Origin of the sequence: Peribacillus sp. Bi134, assembly GCF_918698065.1 — a bacterium.
GTDB lineage: Bacteria > Bacillota > Bacilli > Bacillales > DSM-1321 > Peribacillus.
Window position 1 is genome coordinate 103,310 of sequence record NZ_CAKKLN010000003.1, and the last position, 15,021, is coordinate 118,330.

Genomic DNA, 15,021 nt, shown 5'->3' on the forward strand with positions numbered 1-15,021 from the left:
TCTTTTATAATATATTCAATTTACACTATGCATTTGACCCAAGTTCTGTGAATATATGTTTAGGAACTACAGAAGATTCCCGTGTAGTAGTCTTACTACAGATTAAAAAACATAAACAAAAGCCAGCATCAAAATGTTGGCCCGGTTAATAAGTATTATTTTTTAAATTAATGAATATCTCTCTTTTTGAACCGTCCTCCACGTACTTCTGCAATATTTGCTATTGCTAAGAAGGATGAAGGGTCAATCTCTTCAACAATAGTAGTTAACTTAGATTCTTCAAGTCTGGTAATTATACAGAAAATAACCTTCTTGTCCTCTCCAGAAAAGGCACCTTCACCATTTAAGTATGTCACACCCCGTCCTAAGCGACTATTGATTGCATCACCTATCTCTCTTGCTTCATCGCTAATTATCCATACTGACTTTGTTTCTTCCATTCCAGTAATAACAATGTCAATGGCTTTAGCAGCTATTACATAAGCTAAGATTGAATACATAGCTCTATCCCATGTGTAAACGAATCCGGCAGAACCAAGTATAAATAGATTGATGAACATAACAATTTCGCCAACAGAAAAAGGCACTTTTTTACTTATTACAATCGAAAGTATTTCTGTACCATCAAGTGCACCACCGTTACGAATTACTATTCCTACACCTACACCTAAAAAAATGCCGCCAAAAATTGTAGCAAGAAGGATATCTTCAGTGAAGGGTGGAATAGGATGAAAATATGTTGCAAAAATGGAAAGCATTATAATTCCATATATAGTAGATATAGCAAAAGTTTTTCCGAACTGTTTATATCCCAGGTATACAAATGGTAGATTCAATAGAAAAAGAAAGATTCCTAGTTTTATCCCAGTAATGTGAGAAAGCATAATTGAAATACCTGTAATGCCACCATCAATTACATGGTTGGGAATTAAAAAGATTTCCAATCCCGTGGCCATTAGCAAAGCACCAATTGTAATAAGAATGGTCCGTTGGATAATTATCAAACTAGATAACTTTCTATGCTGCTTTTTTAGTGCTTCCGTCAGAAAAATCACACCTTTTATTCATTTTTTTCTATTATATCCTAATATCAAATCAGGAAAAATAAATTTAAATAAAAGAAGTTCTAACCTACCGCACAGTTTGTTCCTGCTTTAACATTTCATGGATGAATTTTTATGTATACTCATTTTCAAGTGAGGGTAAATAAATGAAAAACAGTTTTAAGTTACTTGTTACACCTGATGAACCCTTTCCAATGCCATCACTCAGGGAAATAGGAACTCATTATATAACAGATAAAAGCATGCCGTACCTAGAAGCATTAATAACACTTAGAAGGCGAGCAACATATCATCAAAAGAGGTTGAATAAATGACTAGATGATCCGTTAATCGATTCCTTAAAACATAACTTATTAAGGAATTTTGATGCTGAATCTGTGTCTGTTTATTAGGATAGGATGTTGCCACTAAAGGATATTATTGATGCAGAGTTAATTGCTATTTTAGATTTTAATAATGGTCTACTGGTGCTCCTAGGTTATCCAAGTCTTGTGAAATATTAAGAATGATTAAATATCTCCACTCGTTTTTAAGTTTCCCTAAGTCCACAACCTGATGAACCTCTACTTCATCATTTTCATACTCTTTACTAGTCTCGCAAATCTCATATAATCTTTCTACTAACTCTGTATTATCCCAATTCCTTATGTCTAACTGTACGAATTTTTGGCATTTTTTTATTTTCATTTTCTTCACTCCTAGTTTTTAAAGGATAAGGAATATTGAGTACTCCTAGTTGATTTGGTTTTGTTAATTACAACCCTATGGATTTTGTTGACGTATCCTTAGTGCTACTATTAGAATCATGACTCTTAGCATATTGAACCTTGATTAGAGTCTTTGTCTTTAGTTGTCCACTACTTTACAGCCAAAGTCGTTCCATCTTCATTGGGATTATATATAACTTCACTTGTTGTACTCTTTTAGAATGCGGCTTCTCCTTGAAATTCAATGGTATCTAATTATTTCAATCTCTCAAACTCCGCTCAATCCCAATCTGTTTCTTCTGCAAAAGAAATATTAATATTACTAAACGTGAACACTCCTACTAATACTTATACTAAAAAACGATTAACATATTTGTCCATCTCCCTTCCAAATTTCAATTGGGAAAAACACAAATTATACCACGAAAAATAATTTTTGTTTATTTTTTCATTAAAAGTAAAAAAATGATAATTTTATTAAAAAAATCACCAATCATATTGACTGGTGATTTCTAAATCTGTCATTCTGAACCTTTTTTTAGTTTTGAGTTTCCTCCAGATCGATAAATTTCTTCGATTGTCTGTCCCTTCGCCCGTGCAAGGATTTCAATTCTTGCCATTAACTGTTTTTCTGAGTATTTCTTAATATCAGAATGGTATTCCTTTACTTTTTCCCCTTCTCCAATAACGCCCTCTGCATTTAAGGAGATAGAAATTGGTGCCAATTCCTCAAGCTTCTTAACCACCCTGTCAAAAAGATGAGGATGTTCACAAATCAAGCGCTGAAGAAGATATGTTCCATATGCAATATGCCTTGATTCATCTTTCTTTAAGTGGTCAATGCCCTCTAAAAGTCCGGGCATTTTACCCAACTTTTTAAGTCCATCGTAAAATGATTTATATCCAGTTTCCGCCAACACTCCTTCTGCAAACATATTGTACACTGTAGCTGCGTCAGCTATTACCTCAGGGGTTTGTTCATGCCATAGCCGTTCCATTGTTTCGGGGAGAATTTCATAAAATAACTTACGATAGGTTTCAGAATGCAAGTGGGAAAGATCGCCTTTTTCACCAATAGCATTTAACACCAGTCGAAAGAATTCAGTATGTTTAGCTTCATCACATAAAAAGGTTGTAAGGAACATCTCTTCTTCCAATCTACCTTCTCTCGCAATCACCCTAAGCAATGGGAGTAAGTCAAGAGTAACCGCCTCTTCCCCTCCTTGAAATTGAGCGAGAAGTTTCAGCACCCAGTCTTTTTCTTTAACAGATAGTGTTTTCCAGTCCTCTTGATCCTGTGAGAAATTGATATCCTGGGGATTCCAAATTCCAAACTTTTTTGCCTTTTGATACAACTGGTAGGGATATGAATCTTCCATCAAACCCTCCGAGCTCGTCGTTAAGAGTTTCTTTCTCAAGTATAGTCCTCCTTCGAATTATACATTTACCATTTTATGCAAAAAGGGAATCATACGTATGGACAAATTCAGGACTGATGCAAAAATTAAAAAAAAAGAGAATAACGGGCTCTGCACTAATGGGTATTGCACTCTATAACAAGTAATAAAACTAATTAATAAATCAATAGTCGCCTCTCATACCACTTTTTCAAATTGTTAAAAATGTGTTCATTATGCAATATTTTTTGCTCAACACAAAGATCGTATAAGAAAACCTGAGGAGATGGAAATCCAGGAACGCTTTTAGACCCACCAGTCACCGAAGCCACGGCCCAGTTAGTCGAGCATACACCTGAAGCAGAATTGGCATGAAGCTTGGCAGTTTTAATCACTGTAACGTAAGATTAAGATATAGAAAAATGGAAATAAACAAATTAGGAACCGATTAGAATCGGCTTTTGCAAAGGTAATGGAGAGATTCCGAAGCTCTACTTCCCTGCTTGTTCAATAATTTTGTGCTTTTTCTATTGGTTAACGCCATTATTCGGAATGGAAATAGTATCTAAGATCATAAGGAATTAAATTACATTTTCTATTGACTAAACATTCATTCAATAATAAAACAAAACTGAAAATTCAGTTAAAAATGGAGGGGTTGCATTGGATTTACATTTCGAGATTTATGGCAATGGTCGTCCTGTTGTTCTTATTCATGGTGGTGGGAATGATTTGAGGCAATGGACATTTTTAGCATCTCTTTTATCTAAGGATTACAAAGTTATTGCTTTTGATGGCCGTGGTGCCGGTAAATCACCATCCCCTATAAAACATGTAAACTATGTAGACGAAGTACTGGCACTAATGAATTACCTGGAACTTCATCAGGCAACGATTATTGGCCATTCCATAGGCGGGCAGATTGCAACTGATTTCTCTCTTAATTTCCCTGAAAGAGTATCGAAACTTGTGTTAATTGCTCCTTCTTTAACTGGTTTTCCCTATTCAAAGGAGTTTGAACAATATCATGACAGAATATTGGAAAGTGCACCCAATATAGATAAGATGTTAGAGCTTGCCCTTCAATCACCAACATATCAGGTGGTAATCGATAGTCCGCACAAAGATCTCATTGTTCAAATGCTCAGGCATCATTTTGAGCGCATGCTTAAGTGGCCCGCTGATTTCTGCATGAAATGGCCACAGCCGCCAGCAATAGGACGATTAGAAGCATTGAACGCCGAAACCTTATTTTTTATCGGCAAAAAGGACTTGGCAGACAATTTTCTAGTTGCTGATTGTTTCCGAAAGGTTCCAAATATCCGTTTCATCGAAATAAAGGATGCCGATCATATGCTGCCCCTCACCCATTCCGAAGTTTTATATGGAGAATTCACTGCTTTTATGGAGGATTGAAAATAAAATGCCACGTACACCTGAAGAAAATGACCGTATTCGTCAAGCATCAAAAGAAAATATTCGTACTGCAGCCATGGAGTTATTTATGAAACAAGGATATTACGCTACTTCCATAAGCGAGATAGCCAATCAGGCGGGCATTTCGAAAGGGTTACTCTATAACTATTACAAAGGAAAAGAAGAACTGCTTTCTGAAATGGTTGAAGCCAGAATCAGGGAAGTGGTGGAAGTCATGAAAGTAGCGTTCGCCTTAAATACACCTCGTGAACAGCTTGAATATATAATCAATGGTGCCATTGATTATATCCACCAAAAACCGGAAATCCATCGCTTCTATCTACACCTTCAAACTCAGCCAGAGTCAGATGAAGAGTTGATAAAATACAGTCATCTCATTATTGAAGAAAATGCTAGACAATTTGAGTTTCAATGTAAAATATTTGAAAATATGGGTGAAAAGGAACCAAGAAAACGATCGTTATATTTTTCATCTGTGCTACAAGGTATTATGTTGATGATATCCACCTATCAACAAGGGTTTCCGGTAGAAGAAATAAAGAACCAGATTGTAAGGGAGTTTTGTAGCTAGTCTACCGTTTTAATAGGTCATATCTTGAATAAAGATTAAATGAGGAACTTCCACAATCGAGCGCTTAAAATACAGTAAAAAGGTTCTTCAACAAAAAAAATCCCCATGAGTATCTTTAGACCTTATATTATGCCTGAAGTTCAAACAATTAATAGCTGACTTCTTTGTGATCTTGATCGGATGATTCCGTTAAAAATCTCTTCAGAAACCTATCTGAAGAGATTTTAAGTTTATTTTATAATTGAAGTCGTTAATCTCTGCCCATCTATTCTACTAACATTATACCGTCGGCAATCGGGCGTTCACCTGCTGCATCAGAGGGTCTTGTGACTCGCTCATCCCCAACTGTCATGGTCGTCGATCCGCCGCCGTCTAGATTGATGGCATCGATTGCCCCTAATGATTTCATGATTTTCGCACTTTCTTCAAAATTAGCTCCCACACTCCATCCGGGTGCGCGTCCATCGATGGTGACAAATAATAGATTGCCATTTTCTTTGATTCCTGCAAGCGTTCTAGGATTACGGCGCTCCCCAAAACGATAATAAAACCCAGGGTCTTCTTCCCAGTGAAAGCCTTCCTCTACGGCATTAATGGAAATTTCCCCTTTTTCCATTAAACGAGGACCTCCATTAATCATGCTGGTGGTTTGGTCTAATTTTAATAGCTTTGCATCCCCGATGATTTCACTCTTCACCTGAATCTCCATCCCTTGTCGGGCATGGTCACGAAGCCACTCTGCTGCCTCCCCTGTTCCCGCTAGAACAGAACCACTGCCCGGAATGACTCCTCCGCGATGGTTACGAATTACCGTCACTTCTCCGGCATGATTTACGACTACTTCCACACCGTCGCCCGATTCTGTCTTTCCTCCAAATACGGGCGTATATTGGATAAGCTCACTTTCATCATTACAAGTAAAATCATGTTTTGCCCGTTCTGTTGTCGTATCTCCTCCAACACCGCCACAATTGCGGATTAATCCTGGCTTCCGATTTACCCCATCCACTTCCCTGACCGCACCATCAGATGACGTAGCCTGAATTGACGTTGAAACGGACGCAATGTTTGCCTTCTCTTCAACAGAAGATAAAATTAGAGCTGAACGGCCATTTATCGCCTCACTGACAAGCTGACCTTTGCTGGCGAATATACCGGCAAGATCGCCTGGTGTTCCATCCTTCTCTCCTACAACAAAGTATCCGGCATTAACTCCTGCAATGGCATCATTTCTGTCAGCGATTTTGGTCAATGTTTCTTTCCCTGTCACTGTATCATTTGCCAATTCAGGTTCCACATGCCCTTGAAATCGATCCTGATCCACTTCAAGGACGTTCACTACCCATGGTCCTGTTGTTTTCTCTCCGTCTTCTCCCGTATACACAGTCCGTAGACCCGAATATCCCTTTTCCGATAACTTGTTTCTCATTTCTGCTGCATCCGCTTCCAGCTGATATTGGCCGATGCGGACAATGTATCCAAGTGGACCTTTTTCCCCATCATCCATGGCCCGATCCGCTTCTCTTATGATACGAGCTTTTTTGAAACCATCTCTCTTTAAATTTCCCAACAATATCTTTGCCTGCTTCTTTGTTTTTACAAATGCCACATCCACTGTGAAATAGTCTTTAGAAGATGCTTCACCACGATGGATATTGGTATACGTCACTCCTGGTGCTGGATTCATGGAAGTTCTTTGCTCAATCAAATTGGGTGTTCCTAACGGAAGCACATGATTCTTAACATGTAATTGAGCATTCAATTCTGCATGAACTGGAGTTTCTGGAATGGCATTTACAATCATCACAGATGCTAGACTAATAGTGGCGATAGGCAAAATGGGCTTTTTCCATAATTTTTTCATTTTTTCCTCCAATAAAGTTATGTCCTGCTTTAACTTTATTGGAGGAATATGATGGAAAATTAAAAAGACTATTATATTTCAGTCAATTTTAAGTGAACAAAAATGAGCATAAATACTCGATAAATATTACAATTCATATTTGTGAAAGGATAACTTTTAGGACATCTTCACTTTGATAACTTAAATAACAATGTTTCCTTTGAAGAAAAATGTAATAGATGTACGAAGAGCCTTTCGTGCTTTCCATTTAGGTAGAGTTGTCTGTAATAAGTTAAGTGTATCAATGACCAAAAAATTTTCCTGTGGTTAACGAAAACAACTCAGAGTTTTGATTTATTTTTTGAGATAAATTCATTCATTTACTTCTTGCCTCATTTGCGAAAGATTCGATCGAAAAATGTTTTCTTTTTCTCAGGAGGCACAGGAAGATAGAAACGATTCTTATTTGTTACTTTAAGATAAGGCGTTAAGATGTCAGTCTTCTCCTCTACAGAAATTGCGGTATTAAGCTGTTCTTCAATTTTCGCAAAATGTTTCGCTGTCGAGCCTTTTGGCTTATAAACAAAACGGCCATCTGGGAAATTTTGTGATTCAACTGTTTCTTTTTCAGTATATGCATGTACAGATGGTCGTGCCCAAAAAACACTTTTCCGCACCACACGTGCAGGACTTCCTGCAGCTGCTACATTTGATGGGATGGATTTTGCCACTAGTGACTTTGCACCTAAAATTGAACCTGTACCTACTTCTACTCCTTTTAGAATCATGACGTCCTGTCCAATCCAAATGTGGTCACCTAAGTACACACTCTTTGTTGGATTTATCCGTTTTTGAGTTGTTACATCGTAGATCAAATGTGGATCTGCCAAACGAACGACTACACCACTTGAAAACATATTATCATCACCGATGAATAGATTCTTTTGCTCAGAGAGAATAAATCTCGCTAAACCATTAAATGAATAGTTGCGACCAAGGAAGAATGTATTATCATTCCAAACACTGACGCTCATTGTTGCATTGCGATTTGATTTCCCAATGATTATGAGCGAGTTGTTGCCATTAAAATTTAGCGTTGCATTTTTAAATTCAGCTCCGCGTTCAATGATTAACCGATTTCCTTTACCCCAAAATTTGATTTTACTATTCACAAACGAAATCTCATCTTCGGTATTTCCTATAAAGTGTATTTCATTATTTGTTTCCGGTTTATGCAAGATGTTAGAAATGCTTTCCATGCTGTCCATACCCACTTTCAAAGTGTTAAAAACGCTTTCATTATACATCATTTTTAGCTCACCACAAAGACCGCATAAGAAAATCTGAGGAGCTGTGAAGTTGAAGCCTTCGGATTTCCGAAAAAGGGTAATTGAATTAAAGGTTGTAAATCACCATGAACAATTGCTGGTAGATAGTCGTGAAGTTGCAGAAATGGTTGGGAAACGTCATGACTATTTAAATTGAGATATTAAAGGATACGTAAAGGTTTTTTTAGAGTTGTCCGTCAACAACTAACCTTTTTCGCTTCTGATAAGCTTTCACAGCTGCTTTCGTTTCCTCACCTTAAATCTATCATCAGCTCGATATTTAAATTATTGGAGTATTCACTTTTTATGAATAATAGCATTTAAGCATTATATTCTATTACATTTCATATATTTCATCCAAATAATTTTGCAAAGGTATTTTCACCGGCGATCCCTTCTGCAGATAATCCGTTAGCCCTTTGAAATGCCTTCACCGCTATTTCCGTTCCGCTTCCAAAGATACCATCTATTCCATGTGGATTATGCCCTTCCAAATAAAGTGCAGCTTGAAGGATATAAGTGATATTCCCTTCCGCCCCTTCCCTAACATTAGGTGAAGCTGCTTTTGTTTGGGGTCCCCATATTCCATCAACATTAACCTTTGCACCATATTGTTTATTCAATTCGGTTTGAAAACCCTTGATCAGCGCTTTTTTAGTATTGGGACCATAATAACCATCAACATCTATTTTTGCATTATACCTGCTATTTAATGTCCTTTGAATGGACTTGATAGTATGATTGCCGCTGTCCTTTGCTGGCGTATCTTTTACTATGACTTCGGATTCGACTTGTGTAGCTGGTGGAGTGGTTCCATTCACTTTTGATACCAGTCTAGGCTTCACTCCCGCTTTTAACTGAGAATAAGTCAGTCCGCCCGTCATATCCAAGTGCGGATAGTCTTTAAAGCTTGACCAATCCCCTCCCCATGAAAAGCCCAAGGATTTACCAATTGCCGCTACCCGTTTCCATTTTGTATCAACCGTCCATATTGCATTCTTTCCATCATCGCTGACGATGAAATAATCAATGGCTAGTCCAAAGTTATGGTAAGATTGACCTGGCTTCGCGTTGGTCACTCTCGGTTTCGATAAATCACTATAGTTTTTACCATCGTAGATATATCCTAGGCGACCTTGACCATATAGCTTTGCTTGCTCTTCCATAGATCGATAACCTGCGCTGATTTGCACGAAAATTCCTTCTTGGTATGCCCGTTTAACCATTTCCAATGCCGATTCTTTTACGACTGGATGAATTCCGCTGCCCATATTCTTTTCTGAACGATCCAATAAAGTTTCTAATTTAACTGTCAATTTTATCACCTCCTAATATGTTATGGTGCCAATTAGGAAATGCTTGTACACCTACCTTGACGTTACAAAAAAACGCCCTTTTATGAGGACCTAGTATAGGTTCATCGTTCTTAAATAAAAAAAGCACAGCCCTAAATGGGGCTGTGCTTTTAATCTATTATAAAGGCATATTTTGATCTTCTTTATCTTTAGCAATTACCCTTATCAACTCATCCAGCTTTTCATTTCTTTCTTGGTCTAATCTTGTCTTTGCATTGATGAATTTAATTATCTTAATTATGAAATAAACACTTAATACAATAAGTCCCAAATAGAACAAAATCGGTATGATTGCAAAAAGCCCTATTAAACTACTGGCTTGATCCATAAATAATTCCTCCCAAATGTAAAATATAGTATTATTATACAGGAAAAATAAAGAAGGCGTCCGATATTGATTTATTATTTAAATAATTATTTTGCGAAAAAAAATTGAAGCTAGCCACATTTTAATGATCTCCAAATAGTCATCAGAAAATTTCTTAAAGATGGGGTGAATCCATATTGAAGGATTTGAATCAGAAAAAGGGAGAAGTTTAAATTACCATTATAAAAACCCCCATCTTATCTATTCAAATATAGACATAAATTAGGGTTATATATTTTTTGTAGCGTTTCTATCACGATTATAAAATAGATAAATTGAATTAAAGAACTTCACATGATCAGTACATACTTCTCTAAACCCCACTTATCTTTGCTCTCTACAAAATGTTTTCTAAAAAGAAGTTACACTCTAGAACAGTGGAATGAATCACATCATGGCCATATATTTCGATCTAATTAAAAAAATCCCTAGTGGATCCCCTATACATAACCCTTTTATAATTAGGCTTTGCAAAGGCTAATTATAAAGGAACGTTGTCGGCCTTTTCCGGGTATAAGAAGTTCGTGTATACGTAATTTTAAGAGTTTCCTAAAGTATTGGAACTCCACGAAGTTCATCAATCTCCCCCCGATCCCAAGTCATTTGAAGCAAGTAAATTTATCTTACTGCCTTTGTAAATCAGTAGATTAATGTTTATTTCATGCTTATTAATAGATCTTATATGATGGTTTGAGGAGATAATCGGGTTCCTCATACTCACTGACCAGCAAATGTGAGTCTATGAAAACCGATCATTACTTACAATGGTACAAGGATGACAGAACTTTTAAGGTAAATAGATGCTTAGACAATCCAGTTCAAGTAAATCCTGGTGAAGTTAAAGATAAGTTCCTCCGATTTAGTACTAAAGTGTAATTCTTTAATTCGAATAAGGTTAGTGTTAACATATAGTAAGTATATCTTCTATTGAAGGAGCTAATTATGAATCCCAATATTTTATTGCGTAATAATGTAAAGTTTAAAGGAAGTGGTACACGACCAATGATATTTGCTCCAGGTTTTGGTTGTGATCAAAATGTCTGGCAATCAGTTGCAAAAGACTTTGAAGATGAATACCAAATTATCCTATTTGACTATGTTGGGTCAGGTAATTCAGATATACAGGCATATAACGTGGAAAGATACAGTACTCTTGAAGGGTATGCACAAGACGTACTTGATGTTTGTTCCGCATTAGACCTAAAAGATGCTATATTTGTTGGACACTCTGTTGGATGTGTGATTGGCATGCTGGCGTCAATTAAACATCCTGAATATTTTTCTAAACTTGTTCTGGTTGGTCCTTCTCCTTGCTACCTGAATCTGCCTAATGATTATTACGGGGGATTCGAAAAAGAACAACTTTTAGGATTGATTGATATGATGGACAAAAATTATATAGGCTGGGCAACCGCCTTTGCTGGAACGGTAATGAATAATCCAGATCGGCCAGAGCTTAAACGGGATCTAGAGAATCGTTTTTGCTCTACTGATCCTATTATCGCTCGACAATTTGCGGAGGTTACCTTTTTTGCAGACAACCGTAAAGACTTACCAAAAGTAAAAGTACCATCACTCATTTTGCAATGTTCAGAAGATGTTATTGCTCCGTCAGCAGTAGGAGAATATATTCATAAGCATCTTCCTGATAGTACATTGAAAGTGATGAAAGCAACAGGACACTGTCCACATATGAGTCATCCTGAAGAGACGATATTCTTAATTAGACAGTTTTTGGATGAATTTCCGACAAACGATTTATAGATAGAGATGGGTGTGAATTTTTGTGAATGAACAACTGAATGAGGCACCCTGCGGATATTTTACTTTATCAGAAGAAGATGATATTTTATCCGTTAATCAAACCTTACTTAAATTATTGGGGTATAATCTCGATCAATTGCAAGGGCAGCCTATTAATTTTATCCTTTCGGCTTCTGCTATACTCTTTCATCAGCTTTATCTGGTTCCTCTGATCAAGTTAGAAAATCAGATTGAGGAAATATACATATCCTTAAAGTCTGAAGACGATGAAGAAATACCTGTGTTACTAAACGCTGTTCAAAGAGAGCGTGATGGAAGAACTATTATTGAGTGTGTGGTGATTCCAATGCGAAAAAGAAACGAATTAGAAAATGAGCTTCTTATAGCGAAAAAAGAGGCAGTGACAGCTCTAAATGGTATGAATAAGGCTTATTCTGATTTAGAGAATGCTCATGAAACGATGAAAGTTCAAAAGGATAAACTTAGTGAATTAAACGAAAAAAATGAAAAATACAAAGTAGATACAGAAAGAGAACTGGGTCTTGCCAAAAAAATCCAAGAGACATTATTACCAGTTCCTATTATTAATGAACATCTTGAAATTCAAGCATATTATAAAGGCTCCAATCAATTATCAGGTGATCTATATGGATTTTATCAAATTGACGCCCAACGGTATGGACTTATCCTACTTGATGTGATGGGGCACGGTCTTTCTTCAGCTCTCATAACCATGTCACTTCATTCCATATTTCAGAGATTAATTTTAAAAGGTTCTGAAGTGAAAACTGTGATGAAGGAATTAGATGATCACCTTCATTCTTTATTCAAAAACACAAATGAAACTTGGCATTACTGCACAGCCGTCTACCTTTTAATCGATACTGATAAGAGAGAAATTAATTATATCAATGCAGGCCATCCTTCCGTTCTTTTACAGGATATAAACGGAAAACAATATCAGTTGCGTTCTAATCGGCCTCCACTCGGGATGTTTGAAGAAATTATTTTTAAAACAAATACCCTTACATACAATAAGGACAGTATGCTGTGCCTTTATACAGATGGAGTTGAAGAACCTCTAGGTTCAGACCGTTTATGCTCATTGTTAAAGACCTTTTCGGCTGCCCCTTTATCTACACTTAAAGAGGAAATTATACAATCGCTTAGAAATGAAGAGGACACTGACCAACGTAAAGATGACCAAAGTCTTATTTTGGTTAAACTAAAATAAGACTTTCGGGTTGTGCTATCCGTTACATAAACTGCTGTTCAATTTCTTGGGACTTCAGGTAGTAGATACTAATATAGTCGGTTCGAAAACCGAGAGTCTTAATGGACCAGTTTTGTAATTGTCATAAAATAAAACAAATGAGGAGCTATCTATTTTGGGTAGCTTCTATTTTTTATGCAAAATAACTATCAAAAACCAATCCAAAAATCATCCAGCTACCAGCACACTTTCAATCGATCTAAACAGCTTTTCATTAATTTTGTCCCATTTGCCTTCCAATCATTTCCATAATATAATGAAGCTATTAAAGAGGAAGGGGGCATGGCAAATGAACGAAGGTAGAGATCCATTCGTTTCTTCACTCGCTTCTCATTTAAACATGCGGCTCACTCATTTGGCAGAAGAAAGGGAAATCCCACTGGAAAGATTATTGGATAAATCCGTCGAACTGTTACTTGAATATATGGAAGACAATGAAATGATCAATGACCATGTTAAATTAAACAATGTTGAAGCGATTAATAAAAATAATGAAATCATTCAGCAAAGCAGGCAGATCCTTAAGAAAGACTAGCTTAAAAACACTCAGCCATCATGGTTGAGTGTTTTTAAGCTTTTATATTTCAGAGCATTACTCACCATCAACTTCAAGTCCAAATAAAAAAGGCAGCCACTAGGCCTGCCTCTGTTGAACAACTCATGTCCAGTCATTCATTTAGTGATTAATAAAAACGGCGCCTGTTTTTTTTGCATTTGCACTTACATTTACAACGATTTCCAGGAAACCATACTGTACTTGGGTCATTGTTCTCAAAACATTTTTCTTCATAACAACAATTTATCTGCATACTAACACCCTCCTTACTCTTGTATATGCTTGGACTGATGGAAGGTGTGGACAAGTTGCTTAAAGATTAGAAGTGAATGAGAATTAATTAATTCATTTTCCATGATCCTGGACAATTTCCAATGTATGTGGAAGCAAACTGAAATCTCCCCAAGTTTTATGACCAGGAATTATGATTTTCGCATCTTTATACACATACATTAAATTCTTCATCGTATTTGGCCAAGCTTCCATGTTAGCTTCATCAATGATCCCCGAATTCTTTTGTTTCAGTGCAAAAATCATATCACCAAATAATAAGTTATACTTTGGAAGCCATATCGTCATGTTATCAGAAGTATGGGCTTCCCCGGGGAAGTAAATTTCGATTTTCATATTCCCAACTTTTAAAGTTGATGCCATTGAATCCAGTGAAGGATCAGGCATAGGATAGTTGAACTCTCTTGCCAACCTTGCTTTTTCAGAAGTGCTTACCGTTTTTATTTTTTGATCCAATAATGCCTGTATACAACCGATTCTATCGTAATTGTGGTGACTTATTATAGCCAGTTTGACAGGTTTTTTGAATTCCTTTTTTATCATATCCAATAATTGCTTTGCCAGTGTATCGTCCCAAGCTGCATCAACTAAGAGGATTCCTTTTGAAGTATTAAGAACCAGACCATTCGCACCAATCTTATTACCTTGGATTTCCGTATATGTTGTATGTACCCATACATCCTTTTTTGTTTGAGTTAGAACTACTGATCCATCCTCACTGGTTATTACCGTTCGTTTTGATTTAGCTTCATGAGCTGAAACCGGTGTCGAAATGTTTAGTATTGAAAAACAAAAACTTGCTAACCCGATTAAAAACCCTTTTTTTAACTTTTTAATATAATTATTCCTTTCTATACTATATTTATAGAATTATATATACTTTCAAATTTCAGTTTAAATATATATGACCTCTCAACGATTAGACCATAATATAGTTATGTAAACAATTACTTATCAAATTGAATATTATAGATTAATCAAAATTTAACGGAAGACTTCAACATCAAGTATTTAACGACGCAGGCAGAAAATGATGATTGCGAACACCGAAATTTTGTAGTACACAGA

Annotated in this window: 13 protein-coding genes and 2 pseudogenes; 6 read left to right on the forward strand and 9 right to left on the reverse strand. The window is 36.4% G+C overall.

The features are described 5' to 3' along the window. Nucleotides 1–167: 167 nt before the first annotated feature. The 3 genes from LQ188_RS06425 to LQ188_RS06435 all read right to left on the reverse strand — a co-directional run bounded on the left by LQ188_RS06425 (nucleotide 168) and on the right by LQ188_RS06435 (nucleotide 3,189). Complete coding sequence (locus tag LQ188_RS06425; protein WP_230176572.1) at nucleotides 168–1,046, reverse strand: YitT family protein; 879 nt, start codon at nucleotides 1,044–1,046, stop codon at nucleotides 168–170. A 468-nt stretch (nucleotides 1,047–1,514) separates the two neighbouring features. After that, a complete protein-coding gene (locus LQ188_RS06430; RefSeq protein ID WP_101221999.1) occupies nucleotides 1,515–1,751 on the reverse strand; it encodes a hypothetical protein in 237 nt (78 codons plus the stop codon). A 541-nt stretch (nucleotides 1,752–2,292) separates the two neighbouring features. Next, the gene (locus tag LQ188_RS06435; RefSeq protein WP_230176338.1) at nucleotides 2,293–3,189 is read right to left on the reverse strand and encodes a R2-like ligand-binding oxidase; all 897 of its coding nucleotides are present in this window, start codon (nucleotides 3,187–3,189) and stop codon (nucleotides 2,293–2,295) included. Between the two features lie 642 nt (nucleotides 3,190–3,831). Between LQ188_RS06435 and LQ188_RS06440 the strand changes: the two genes are divergently transcribed. After that, nucleotides 3,832–4,584, forward strand: a complete 753-nt coding sequence (locus tag LQ188_RS06440; protein WP_230176339.1) for an alpha/beta hydrolase — start codon at nucleotides 3,832–3,834, stop codon at nucleotides 4,582–4,584. 7 nt (nucleotides 4,585–4,591) lie between these two features. Next, nucleotides 4,592–5,176, forward strand: a complete 585-nt coding sequence (locus LQ188_RS06445; protein ID WP_230176340.1) for a TetR/AcrR family transcriptional regulator — start codon at nucleotides 4,592–4,594, stop codon at nucleotides 5,174–5,176. Between the two features lie 265 nt (nucleotides 5,177–5,441). On the opposite strand, the gene LQ188_RS06450 is transcribed toward LQ188_RS06445, so the two are convergent. Both LQ188_RS06450 and LQ188_RS06455 read right to left on the reverse strand, forming a co-directional pair. Next, nucleotides 5,442–7,040 carry a phosphodiester glycosidase family protein gene (locus LQ188_RS06450; RefSeq protein ID WP_230176341.1) on the reverse strand — a complete coding sequence of 533 codons (1,599 nt, stop codon included), beginning with the start codon at nucleotides 7,038–7,040 and terminating at the stop codon, nucleotides 5,442–5,444. 371 nt (nucleotides 7,041–7,411) lie between these two features. After that, nucleotides 7,412–8,329: an acyltransferase gene (locus LQ188_RS06455; protein ID WP_230176342.1), complete on the reverse strand. Its 918-nt coding sequence runs from the start codon at nucleotides 8,327–8,329 to the stop codon at nucleotides 7,412–7,414. A 79-nt stretch (nucleotides 8,330–8,408) separates the two neighbouring features. On the opposite strand from LQ188_RS06455, the pseudogene LQ188_RS06460 reads away from it, so the two are divergent. Further along, nucleotides 8,409–8,489, forward strand: a pseudogene (locus tag LQ188_RS06460) (Rha family transcriptional regulator); the annotation flags it as partial. A gap of 42 nt (nucleotides 8,490–8,531) precedes the next feature. Here the strand turns inward: LQ188_RS06460 and LQ188_RS26950 are convergent. The 3 genes and pseudogenes from LQ188_RS26950 to LQ188_RS06470 form a co-directional block, all read right to left on the reverse strand. Beyond that, nucleotides 8,532–8,597, reverse strand: a pseudogene (locus LQ188_RS26950) (peptidoglycan-binding protein); the annotation flags it as partial. Between the two features lie 103 nt (nucleotides 8,598–8,700). After that, nucleotides 8,701–9,663, reverse strand: coding sequence for a peptidoglycan-binding protein (locus LQ188_RS06465; protein WP_230176343.1), 963 nt, complete (start codon nucleotides 9,661–9,663; stop codon nucleotides 8,701–8,703). Nucleotides 9,664–9,820: 157 nt separating this feature from the next. Then, nucleotides 9,821–10,030, reverse strand: a complete 210-nt coding sequence (locus LQ188_RS06470; protein WP_230176344.1) for a hypothetical protein — start codon at nucleotides 10,028–10,030, stop codon at nucleotides 9,821–9,823. A gap of 981 nt (nucleotides 10,031–11,011) precedes the next feature. On the opposite strand from LQ188_RS06470, the gene LQ188_RS06475 reads away from it, so the two are divergent. From LQ188_RS06475 to LQ188_RS06485, 3 genes are all read left to right on the forward strand, one after another. Continuing rightward, on the forward strand, nucleotides 11,012–11,833 hold the full coding sequence (locus LQ188_RS06475) for an alpha/beta hydrolase (protein ID WP_101221993.1): 822 nt from the start codon (nucleotides 11,012–11,014) through the stop codon (nucleotides 11,831–11,833). Nucleotides 11,834–11,855: 22 nt separating this feature from the next. Next, the gene (locus LQ188_RS06480; RefSeq protein WP_230176345.1) at nucleotides 11,856–13,067 is read left to right on the forward strand and encodes a SpoIIE family protein phosphatase; all 1,212 of its coding nucleotides are present in this window, start codon (nucleotides 11,856–11,858) and stop codon (nucleotides 13,065–13,067) included. Nucleotides 13,068–13,395: 328 nt separating this feature from the next. Further along, nucleotides 13,396–13,641: a hypothetical protein gene (locus tag LQ188_RS06485; protein ID WP_101221991.1), complete on the forward strand. Its 246-nt coding sequence runs from the start codon at nucleotides 13,396–13,398 to the stop codon at nucleotides 13,639–13,641. A gap of 366 nt (nucleotides 13,642–14,007) precedes the next feature. Here the strand turns inward: LQ188_RS06485 and bla are convergent, their stop codons facing one another. After that, nucleotides 14,008–14,808 (reverse strand): subclass B1 metallo-beta-lactamase, encoded by an 801-nt coding sequence (gene bla / locus LQ188_RS06490; RefSeq protein WP_363320582.1) that lies wholly within the window; start codon nucleotides 14,806–14,808, stop codon nucleotides 14,008–14,010. Between the last annotated feature and the right edge of the window lie 213 nt (nucleotides 14,809–15,021).